The organism is Actinomadura sp. NPDC048032 (assembly GCF_040653175.1).
In the GTDB taxonomy this organism is placed as follows: domain Bacteria; phylum Actinomycetota; class Actinomycetes; order Streptosporangiales; family Streptosporangiaceae; genus Spirillospora; species Spirillospora verrucosospora.
Genome location: NZ_JBEZJP010000319.1, coordinates 1 through 9,816, shown reverse-complemented (window position 1 = coordinate 9,816; position 9,816 = coordinate 1). Strand labels below are relative to the sequence as shown.

The 9,816-nt window shown below is 72.2% G+C and carries 9 protein-coding genes; 1 reads left to right on the top strand and 8 read right to left on the bottom strand.

Features of this window, described 5'->3' with window-relative positions; translation table 11 throughout:
- Positions 1–111: 111 nt before the first annotated feature.
- The 3 genes from AB0C69_RS30785 to sodX form a co-directional block, all read right to left on the bottom strand.
- Positions 112–1,131, bottom strand: coding sequence for an ABC transporter permease subunit (locus tag AB0C69_RS30785; protein WP_360358550.1), 1,020 nt, complete (start codon positions 1,129–1,131; stop codon positions 112–114).
- Entirely contained in the window at positions 1,128–2,018 is an 891-nt protein-coding gene (locus AB0C69_RS30780; protein WP_360358549.1) for an ABC transporter ATP-binding protein, read from the bottom strand. Before AB0C69_RS30780 ends, AB0C69_RS30785 begins: the two co-directional genes overlap by 4 nt.
- A gap of 117 nt (positions 2,019–2,135) precedes the next feature.
- Positions 2,136–2,522, bottom strand: a complete 387-nt coding sequence (gene sodX / locus AB0C69_RS30775; RefSeq protein ID WP_353832923.1) for a nickel-type superoxide dismutase maturation protease — start codon at positions 2,520–2,522, stop codon at positions 2,136–2,138.
- Between the two features lie 183 nt (positions 2,523–2,705).
- On the opposite strand from sodX, the gene sodN reads away from it, so the two are divergent.
- Complete coding sequence (gene sodN / locus AB0C69_RS30770; protein ID WP_345183267.1) at positions 2,706–3,107, top strand: superoxide dismutase, Ni; 402 nt, start codon at positions 2,706–2,708, stop codon at positions 3,105–3,107.
- A gap of 65 nt (positions 3,108–3,172) precedes the next feature.
- Here sodN and AB0C69_RS30765 read toward each other — a convergent pair whose 3' ends face one another.
- From AB0C69_RS30765 to AB0C69_RS30745, 5 genes are read right to left on the bottom strand one after another with little or no spacing between them, the layout of a single operon-like run.
- Complete coding sequence (locus AB0C69_RS30765; RefSeq protein ID WP_345183269.1) at positions 3,173–3,652, bottom strand: GNAT family N-acetyltransferase; 480 nt, start codon at positions 3,650–3,652, stop codon at positions 3,173–3,175.
- Positions 3,653–3,662: 10 nt separating this feature from the next.
- Complete coding sequence (locus AB0C69_RS30760) at positions 3,663–4,898, bottom strand: enolase C-terminal domain-like protein (RefSeq protein ID WP_345183271.1); 1,236 nt, start codon at positions 4,896–4,898, stop codon at positions 3,663–3,665.
- A 17-nt stretch (positions 4,899–4,915) separates the two neighbouring features.
- Entirely contained in the window at positions 4,916–8,002 is a 3,087-nt protein-coding gene (locus AB0C69_RS30755) for a glycoside hydrolase family 38 C-terminal domain-containing protein (protein WP_360358548.1), read from the bottom strand.
- Between the two features lie 33 nt (positions 8,003–8,035).
- Entirely contained in the window at positions 8,036–8,866 is an 831-nt protein-coding gene (locus AB0C69_RS30750) for a carbohydrate ABC transporter permease (RefSeq protein ID WP_345183275.1), read from the bottom strand.
- The gene (locus AB0C69_RS30745; protein WP_360358547.1) at positions 8,863–9,492 is read right to left on the bottom strand and encodes a sugar ABC transporter permease; all 630 of its coding nucleotides are present in this window, start codon (positions 9,490–9,492) and stop codon (positions 8,863–8,865) included. The genes AB0C69_RS30750 and AB0C69_RS30745 overlap by 4 nt, the downstream gene beginning before the upstream one ends.
- Between the last annotated feature and the right edge of the window lie 324 nt (positions 9,493–9,816).

The window sequence follows — 9,816 nt, the reverse complement described above, 5'->3', positions numbered from 1 at the left end:
AGCCCCGCGTCGACCAGCGCGTCCGGTTTCACCGGAGACCCGCCGGCACCATTTCGATGACTGTTTCCAAGCGACATGAGAGACCTGGTTTCGCTGTCGGGAATGGTCGCTTCACGCGCGCCGGACGCGCCGCAGGGAAACGGCGGTGAGGAGCGCGGAGGCCAGGAGGTAAAGCCCGGTCTCGGCCAGCTGGAAGCCCCAGTAACGGCCGCTGGGCTGGTATTCGACGTCGACGTGCAGGTCGAGTGCCGCCAGGCACACCGCGGTGTCGCCGAACGTGCCGCCGGCGCCGGTCTTCGCCGGGGTGTCGAGACAGGCGTTGAACCGCTTCCCCTCGATCGTCCGCCCGTCCGCGGTGCGCAGCGGGCTGGTCTCGCTGATCCACGCGTCCGGCGCGCCGGGCACCTGAAGGCCGCCGATGACGGGGGCGCCGGTGATGCTGCCCAGGCTTCTGGCCTGGTTGACGGTCTGCGCGGTCATCGGCAGGGACGTCTTCTCGGGCGGCATGAGGTGCGGACGCACCAGGTTCGGCACCGCGAACTGGACGACGAGGAAGACGACGCCCGTGACGGCCATGGCCGGAAGCGTCCGGCGGACGAACAGGCCGACGGTGGTGCCGAGGGCGAAGGAGAGGAGGGCGTAGCCGATCGGGGCGATGTGGCGGGCGCCGAACTCGATCGTCCCGAACCGGTCGGCGGCGACCTCGTCGTACGGGGAGGCCGCCCAGGTGAGCAGCAGCGCGGCCAGGCCCGCGAGGATCATCGCGGCCAGGCCGACGAACGCCATCCTGCCGATCAGCCAGCGGCGCCGCGTCACGCTCTGGTTCCACACCAGCCGGTGGGTGCCGAGTTCCAGTTCCCGGGCGATCAGCGGCGCGCCCCAGAACACGCCGATGACGAGGGCGAGCAGCTGGAGTCCGGCGGCGAGGAACAGCAGCGGGTTCATGTAGGCGCCCTGGAACTGGGCGACGGCCTGGGCGCAGGCGGCGGGGTCGGTGCACCGGGACCGGTAGGCGTCGTGCGCGTCCCGGATGTCCATGCCCAGGTACAGCAGATAGGCGGCGATCAGGACGAGCCCGGCCGCACCGGCGATCGCCTGGAGGCGGAACTGCCGCCAGTTCAACCAGATCATCGCGATCCCTCCCGGACCTGGGCGGCGGGCGCGCTCGCCCGCGACATGTACGCGAGCACCAGCTCTTCGAGCGTGACGGGTCCGGCCCGGAACGGAAGCTCCGACGCCGGGAGGCCGGTCCGCACCACCGCGCCGCCGGGCTCCGCCCGGACGACCTCGACGCCCGCGGGCAGGTGGCCGAGGTCGCCGCCGGGCGCGGCCAGCCGGTGGTGGCCGGCGAGCAGGTCCCGGACGTCGCCGGCCACCTGGACCCGCGAGTCGCACAGCACGATGAGGTAGTCGCAGACCTGCTCGATGTCGCCGAGCAGGTGCGAGGACAGCACGGCACTGGCGCCGAGCTCCGCGACGAACTCCATCAGGTTCGCCAGGAACCCCTGGCGCGCCAGCGGGTCCAGCGCGGCGGCCGGCTCGTCGAAGATCAGCAGCTCGGGCCGCTTGGCGGCGGCGACGGTCAGCGCCAGCTGCGCGCGTTGACCGCCCGACAGCCGTCCCGCCTTCTGCTTCGGGTTCAGCCCGACCTGCCCGATGCGCCGCTCGGCCAGCCCCTGGTCCCAGGACGGGTTGAGGCGCGCCCCCATGCGCAGGTGGTCGGCCACGCTGAACGACGGGTACACCGGAGTGTTCTGCGCGACGAACCCGACTCTGGCCAGGTGCGCGGCGCTCGCCGCCGGCCTGGAGCCCAGGACGCGCAGCGAGCCCGACGTCGGCTCCAGCAGCCCGCAGGCCAGGTTCAGCAGCGTCGATTTCCCGGCCCCGTTCGGACCCACCAGGCCCACGACGCGTCTGGCCGGAACGTGCAGATCGACGTCGCTCAACGCCTCCCTGCGCCCATATCTCTTCGTCAGTCCCTCGGCGTGCAGCATCGGGACCGGGTCTTCAAGTGGCATGAAGGGATCGTCGGCGACGGCGCCGCCTCGGGGCACCGGCGCAAAGGACGGTTCCCACCGGCGGCCGTCGTACTTTCGGCCGGTTCGCCGCCGGCGCTCCGCCGGACGCGGCTCAGCTCACCGCGTCCGCCGCAGGGCCAGGCGCGGGCGAGGCCAGTAGCGGCCCACGACCCGTCCCACGACCAGGTCGTCGGCGACGGGACCGAAATCCCAGCTGTCCCTGCCGCCGGGGGCGCGCTGGTTGTCGCTCTCCAGCCACCACCCGTCCGCCGACCGGTGCGCGACGCGCTTCACGATGAGCAGTCCCTCCCGCTCCGGGTGCTCGGCGACGACCACGGCGCCGGGCGCGGGACGGGCGCCGTCGCGGACGACGAGCCAGTCCCCCGGCCGCAGCCCGGGCAGCATCGAGTCTCCGGTGACCTCGACGGTCCGCAGCCTCCGCGCGGCGAGCGCGACCGCCGCCGCCCCCGCCAGGCCGCACAGCAGCGGGGTCCGGATCCGCATGGTCCTCCTCGTCGGCCCGCATACTTCGGCGGGCGGCGGTCACAAACAGTGCTGGAGAGGTTCCGGGCCGGCCGGCCCGGGTCTTAGGCCGAATTACCGAGTGCCCTGCCCGGACGGGCCCCGGTGCACAAGGGTAATGTCGGTGACCTGAGCATGATCCACAACGAGGGAAGGGAATCGCAGGTGTTGCTCAAGCTTCTGCGCCCGAAGACCACGGTGTCTGCGCACTGCGATCTGCCGTGCGGCGTCTACGACCCGGCGCAGGCCCGGATCGAGGCCGAGTCCGTGAAGGCGATCTGTGAGAAGTACGCCGCCAACGAGGACCCGGAGTTCCGCGCCCGGGCGATCCTGATCAAGGAGCAGCGCTCGCAGCTGGTCAAGGAGCACCTGTGGGTGCTGTGGACCGACTACTTCAAGCCGCCGCACTTCGAGAAGTACCCGCAGCTGCACCAGCTGTTCAACGAGGCCACCAAGCTCGCGGGCGCCGCCGGCACCAAGGGCAGCATGGACACCAAGGCCGCCGAGGACCTGCTCGCGAAGATCGCTGAGATCGACAAGATCTTCTGGGAGACCAAGCAGGGCTGAGCGCGTCCAGCTCATCGCGAGGGCCGTCCGCTCCCGGACGGCCCTCGCGGCATGTCAGGGGGCGGTCATCCGGGCGAGGGACGGGCGGCCCGGGTGAGGGCGTCGCCGGTGAGGCGGTAGACCGTCCACTCGTCCTGCGGGCGGGCGCCGAGGGCCTTGTAGAACCCGATCGCCGGCTCGTTCCAGTCCAGGACCGACCATTCGACGCGCCCGTAGCCGCGGTCGTCGGCGACGCGGGCCAGCTCGGTGAGCAGCGCCTTGCCGTAGCCGTGGCCGCGGTACTCCGGCTCGACGTACAGGTCCTCCAGGTAGATGCCGTGCGTGCCGTTCCACGTGGAGAACGACAGGAACCACACGGCGAACCCGACGACCCGTCCGTCGTGCTCGGCGACGTGGGCGAAGACCTTGGGGTCGTCGCCGAACAGCCGGTCCCGCAGCTGGTCCTCGGTCGCCTTCACCTCGTGGCGGGCGCGCTCGTACTCGGCCAGTTCGCGGACCAGCCGCAGGATCTCCGGGACGTCGCCGGCCGTCGCGTAACGAATCACACGTGGCAGGTTAATCGAGCGGCGGCAGTGCGGCGTCGGGGTCGGCCCACCGGTCGTTGGGGACGAGCGGGTACCAGCCCGGACGGCCGGGGTCGCGGTCGTAGGGGTAGCCGCCGAGCTCCCTGTACAGCTCCGCGTACTCGGCCAGCTTGTCGCGGTCCAGGCGGACTCCCAGGCCGGGCCCCGACGGAACCGGGATCCTGCCGCCGGAGTACCGCATCGGCCCGCCCTCGATGACGTCGTCGGCGAGGTGGTGGTAGTGCGCGTCGGCGGCGTAGGTGAGGTTGGGCAGGACGGCGCCGAGGTGCAGCATGGTGGCGAGCTGGATGCCGAGCTCCCCGGAGGAGTGGACGGCGACGCCGATCTGGAACGTCTCGCACACCCCGGCGGCCTTCACGCACGCCCGGATGCCGCCCCAGAACGTGGTGTCGAGCAGGACGACGTCCGCGCTGCGGCGCAGCACGTTCGCGGCGAGCTGCTCGAAGTTCACGACGACGGTGTTGGTGGCGAGGGGGACGTTGACGCGCTCGCGGACGAGGCGCAGCCCCTCCAGCCCGAGGACGGGGTCCTCCAGGTAGTCGTTGGGCAGGTCCTCGATGGCCTTCCCGAACCGCAGGCCCTCCTCCAGGCTCAGCACGGAGTTCGGGTCGTAGCGGAAGCGGTCGCCGGGGAACGCCTCGGCGAGCGCCTTGTAGCACTCCAGCTCGTGGGCCGGCGGGAACACCCCGCCCTTCAGCTTGTGGACGGTGAAGCCGTGCGCGTCCTTGAGCGCGCGGGCGTGCTCGACAAGCTGCTCGGGGGTGCGGACCTCCGGCGAGCCCCCGGCGCCCGGATAGCGGTAGAACAGGTAGGACGCGAACGGGACGGAGTCGCGGATGCGTCCGCCGAGCAGGTCGTGCACCGGGACGCCGAGGTGCTGGCCGACGAGGTCCAGGCAGGCGAACTCGATGGCGGCGAGCATCTGGGTGCGGTTGTTGTACAGGCTCGCCGTCGGGTTCGCGATCTTGAAGCGGAGCGCCTCCAGCTCGAACGGGTCGTGGCCCTCCAGGTGCGGGGCGAGGGCCTGGAAGGCGGCCTCGGCGCTCTGCCCGCCGCCCCCCATCTCGCCGAGCCCGACCAGGCCGTTGTCGGCCTCGACCTCGACGATCGTCCGGACGAAGCGGCCCCAGTGCGCGCCGTTGCTGTGCAGGAGGGGGGCCTCCAGCGGCACGGTGACCGTGGTGGCGCGGATACCTGTGATCTTCATGTGTCCCCGATCCGTACTCAACGCCGAACCGTGACGGTGGCGACGCCGCAGGCGGGCAGCCGCACCGTCATGGTGCCGTCCCGGACGGGCAGTTCCGCCGGGTCACGCTCCAGACCGCCGCTCAGCGAGGCGCCGGTGGCGCCCGGAACGTGCAGGCCCGTCTCCACGGGGCCCGCGGCGAGCGACTGGAGCCGGACGGCCAGCCCGTCGCCGTCACGGGCGCGGCCCACGGAGGTGACGAGCACGTCCGGGTCGTCCACGCGCAGGAAGGTCCCCGATTCCGCGGCGGGCATGTCGCCGGTGGCGAGGGTGGCGACGAACGGGTCGGTGATCCCGGCGGCCGTGCGGGCGCCGAGCCGCCGGCCCGAGCCCGCCGCGCCGGACGCGAACGCGTACCGGAACGTGGTCTCGCCCTGCTGCTGGGACGGGAAGTTGGTGTCCCAGATGTTGTTCAGCGCCCACGAGTAGACGGTGCCGTCCTCGTTGTCGAGCGTGGGCGGGAACGGCGCGTAGGGCATGTGGATGGAGCCGAACTGGACGAGCGGGGCCTCCAGCGTTGCCCACGCCACGGTCAGGTCGGGGTCCTCGAAGGCGACCCAGTGGCGGATCGGGCGCATGTGCTCGGCCGATCCCGGGACGCTCGGGACGCCGGTGCCGCCGACGCCGCCGGTGAGCTCCCACGCGGCGGGCGGGCCGTCCACCGCGAACGGGAACGCGAAGAAGACCGCCTCCTTGGCCGCGGTGGGCTGCTTGCCGAGCTGGTAGCGGACGTCCACGCGCGGCACGCCCGCGTACAGGTCGATGGTCGTGCGGAGCCAGTCGACGCCCTTGCCGTGCAGTTCGACGACGAGCCGCTCCCCCGCGGGCGTCCGGCTGCACTCGGTGACGGTGGCGTGGGTGGCGACGGCCCGGTCCCCGAGCATCGTCTTGTCGTGCACGAGCATGTGCCCGGACATGTGGTTGAAGTGCGGCGCGGTCGCGTACCGGTCGTAGACGTACTGCCCGAACCCGGCGACGGCGTCGGCGTTCACGAGCTCGCGGCCGGCGGTCTTGTCGAAGACCGAGGCGATGTGCCCTTCCCTCAGGTCGTAGACGACCCGGTAGAACTCGTTCTCGATCGTGCCGCCGGAGCCGAGGTCGACCGGCTCCGGCGCGCCCGCCTCGGCTCGGACGACGTCCACGCGGACGTGACCGTGGCCGCTGACGTCCGGCACGACCGCCTCCAGGTGGCGGCCGATGGGGCGGGTGGGCCACTCGTCCGGGTCGACCTCCTCCTCGCGGTGCGGGACGGGTTCGCCGGTGCGGGCGTCGACCAGCGCGACGGGGACGTCCACGGCGACGACGTCGCGGGGCAGGAACGCGCGGGCCACGTCCGTGCGGGCGGCCGTCCCGGGGTTGACGACGAGGAACGAGGCGAGCGCGTCCGGCGCGGCCCCGAACGTCGCGCCGATCCGCCGCGCGCCGGCCTGGAGCAGGTCGAGGGCGTCGTCGTGGGCCTGGTAGCCGACCTGGGACTTGCGGGTCCACTGCAGGCCGCCGGAGTCGCCGCCCTCCTCCGCGTCCTCCCATGGGTTGGCGGCGCCCCAGGTGTGCTCGTCGAACAGCGCGGCCCGGTCGTAGGCCTCGTCGATCGCCCGGGTGGCCGCGAGGGACGCGCCGGCGCGCTCGCCGCCGCGCTCGTCGGCGAGGGCGTGCAGCGTCTCGGCGGCCCGCAGGACGTTCTGCGCCCGCCGGACGTAGCCGAGCGGCCGGGCGCCGGAGCCGAGGCCGTCGGCCCACCAGTCCGTCCAGTCGCCCTCGTGGGTCTGGAGCCGGTCGCCGTGGTGCTCCTCGACGTACTCGAAGAAGTCGGCGTTGGTCGCCATCCGCAGCCGCGGGTAGGCCCAGGTCTCGTTCCACCGGTGCGCGATGTCGGCGGGGACGATCGACGGCCCGGCGTTGTCGGCGTGCGCGCCCTGCACGCGCAGGTGGACGGCGTCCAGGAAGTCGGGGTCCTTGGCGGCGCCGACCTGGCCGGGCGCGGCGTACCAGCCGAACGTGCCGGGCCCGTAGGGGTAGGGCCGGTCGGCGAGGGATCCTAGGTAGCGGGGTAGCAGGTCCTCGGCGAGGTCGTAGCCGTCGACGAGCCCGACGGTGTTGCCCTCCATGTAGGCCATGCCGTGCGGGGTGTCGGTGAACCAGACGATCAGCTCGCCGCCGCCCGGCGACCGCCACCGGAACGGGCGGGCGAGCCTGTCGCCGCCCGTGATGTACGGGACGGAGCGCCCGGCCCAGTTGTGCGCGGCGGCGAGGTAGCGGACGCCGGCCGCGTTGAGGGCGTCCACGGTCCCGACGACCGCGCCCGGGATGTCGGTGTGCATCGCCGAGCGGACCTCGATGCCGTGCTCGCGGCGCAGCTGCTCGACGAAGCGGAGCTGCCGGTACAGCTCCTCGGTCGAGCACGCCTCGGTGTGCAGCTGCATCGGGAACGCGGTGACCTCGATGTCGCCCGCGCGGGCCCGCTCGGCGAACTCGGCGACCTGGTCCTCGGGGCGGGTCGCGAGCCACCGCAGCGCGGGCATGGACGACTCGACCGACCAGCGGAACCGGGCGTCGTCCGGCCGCCCGTCGGTCTCCCGCGCCAGCCGTAGCGCCGCGTCGAGGTAGTCGAGGTGGTGCCGCAGGACGGTGCCCTGCGTGTCGGTGTAGCCGATGTCGAGGTGCGAGTGGTGGACGACGAAGACGTTCCACTTGCGCTGCGGGGTGACGTCGAGCGGCGCGGCCCCGACGAGGCCGCCGGAGTCGCGCACTTCCAGGGTGAGGCGGCGGGGGGCGTCGACCTCGGGGACGAGCAGCGTGGCGCTCCCGCCCTCCGCCGCCGCGGACGCGACCCGGGCGTCGCCGTCCTTGAGGGCGACCTCCACCGGCGCCCCGCCGGACAGCGTCAGCCGGACGGCCTGGCGGAGCGCGCCGTTCTCGTCCCGCCTGAACAGCGGCAGCACGGCGGCGCGCACCGACAGGCCGCGCACGGCGAGCACCTCGGTGGAGGTGTCCTGGCGCAGCGCGTCGCGGATCCCGTCATAGTCGGGCGAGCCGAGGCTCGCCTGAAGCAGGCGACTCGTCATCGTTATGCGTCAATCTCTCTTTCCGGGGAGCTTTCAGAACTGGGCGAGGGTGAGGCCGCGGGTGAACAGGCGCTGGGTCGCGAGGAAGATCGCGACGGTCGGCAGGGAGACCACCAGGCCGGCGGCCAGCGCGATCGGCACCGGCGTCCCGGCGTAGACGTCGGTGGTCAGCGCGGACAGCTCGGCCCACACCGGCCGGACGGTCGGCGACTGCGAGAGCGTCAGGCCGAACAGCAGGTCGTTCCAGACGAAGGTGAACTCCAGGATGAACACCGCGGCGAGGGCCGCGGCCGACAGCGGCAGGTAGATCCGCCAGAAGATCCGGAAGGTGGAGGCGCCGTCCAGCCGGGCCGCCTCGAAGATCGACACGGCGACGTTGCCGAAGAAGTTGCGCATCACCAGCGCGGCCAGCGGCACGTTGACCGCCGAGTAGATGATGATCAGCCCGAGGCGGTCGTCGTACAGCGTCACCTTGCTGTAGCCGACGAACAGCGGCACCAGCAGCATCTGGAACGGCACGACCGTCCCGGCGAAGATGACCACGAACCAGGCGAAGCCGTGCCGCAGGCGCAGCACCACGATCGCGTACCCGGCGAGCGCGCCCATCAGGACGGCCAGCGCGGGCGAGACGACGCTGTACAGCAGGGTGCTGAGCAGCGTGTCGCCGACGGCGGTGCGGTCCCAGGCCTGCGCGATGTTGTCGAACAGGCCGATGGAGGACGGCGGGCTCACCGCGTCCGAGGGGTCGTAGTCGCCGGCGGGCCGCAGCGCGTTCGCGACGATCAGGTAGGTGGGGAAGAGCCACACCAGGCCCAGCGCCGCCAGCACGGCGCGGCGCGCGTGGAGGAGTCCCTTTCCGGTCATCGTGTCTCCTCCCTGCTCACCTGGCGGCGCAGGTACACGTACGAGGCCAGGCCCGTGACGGTGGTGAGCAGCACCGCGACCGCCGACCCGTAGCCGTACTCGTTGGCGACGAACACGTCCCGGTACATGGTCACGGCGAGGGTCTCGGACGAACGCCCGGGACCGCCCTGCGTCATCACCCACACGATGTCGAAGTTCTTCAGGCCGGCGACGAGCGCGAGGCCGAACACCACGGTGGTGATCGGGCGCATCAGCGGCCAGATGACGTGCCGGAACATCGCCCATCCGGACGCGCCGTCGATGCGGGCGGCCTCGATCGGCCCCTTCGGGATCGACTGGAGGCCGACGACGAACAGCAGCATGTTGACGCCGAGCTGCTGCCACGTCCACACCACGATCATGGCGACGGTGTTGCGGGGGCCGTCCTGCAGGAACGCGGTGTCGCCGCCGGGCATCCCGAACAGGGTCAGGATCTGGTTCGCCATCCCGTCCGGCTGGAGGATGAAGCCCCAGATCACGCCGAGTCCGGCGCCCGACATGGCGTACGGGAGCAGGAACGGCAGCCGGAACCACGCGCCCCGCTTGAGGTCGTAGGACAGGACGGCGACGAGCAGCCCGAGCCCCACCGGCAGGACGACGGTGCCGGCGACCCACAGCAGCGTGTTGCGGATCGAGGTGACGAGCGCGTCGCCTCAAGGAGCCGCCGGTAGTTGTCGAGGCCCGTGAACTCGGGTGAGGCGAGCCCGTCGTAGCTGGTGAAGCTCAGGTACGCCGTCCACAGGAACGGCAGGTAGAGCAGGACGGCGACGAACAGCACGGCCGGCGATATGTAGACGTGCCGGAACCGGCCGTGCAGCGCGAGGCCGTCCTGGAGCAGTACGCCGAGGACCTCGCGGCCTGCGCCGCGCGGATGGCGGGCGCGTTCCGCTCCGGCGGCCGGCTCTTCACGT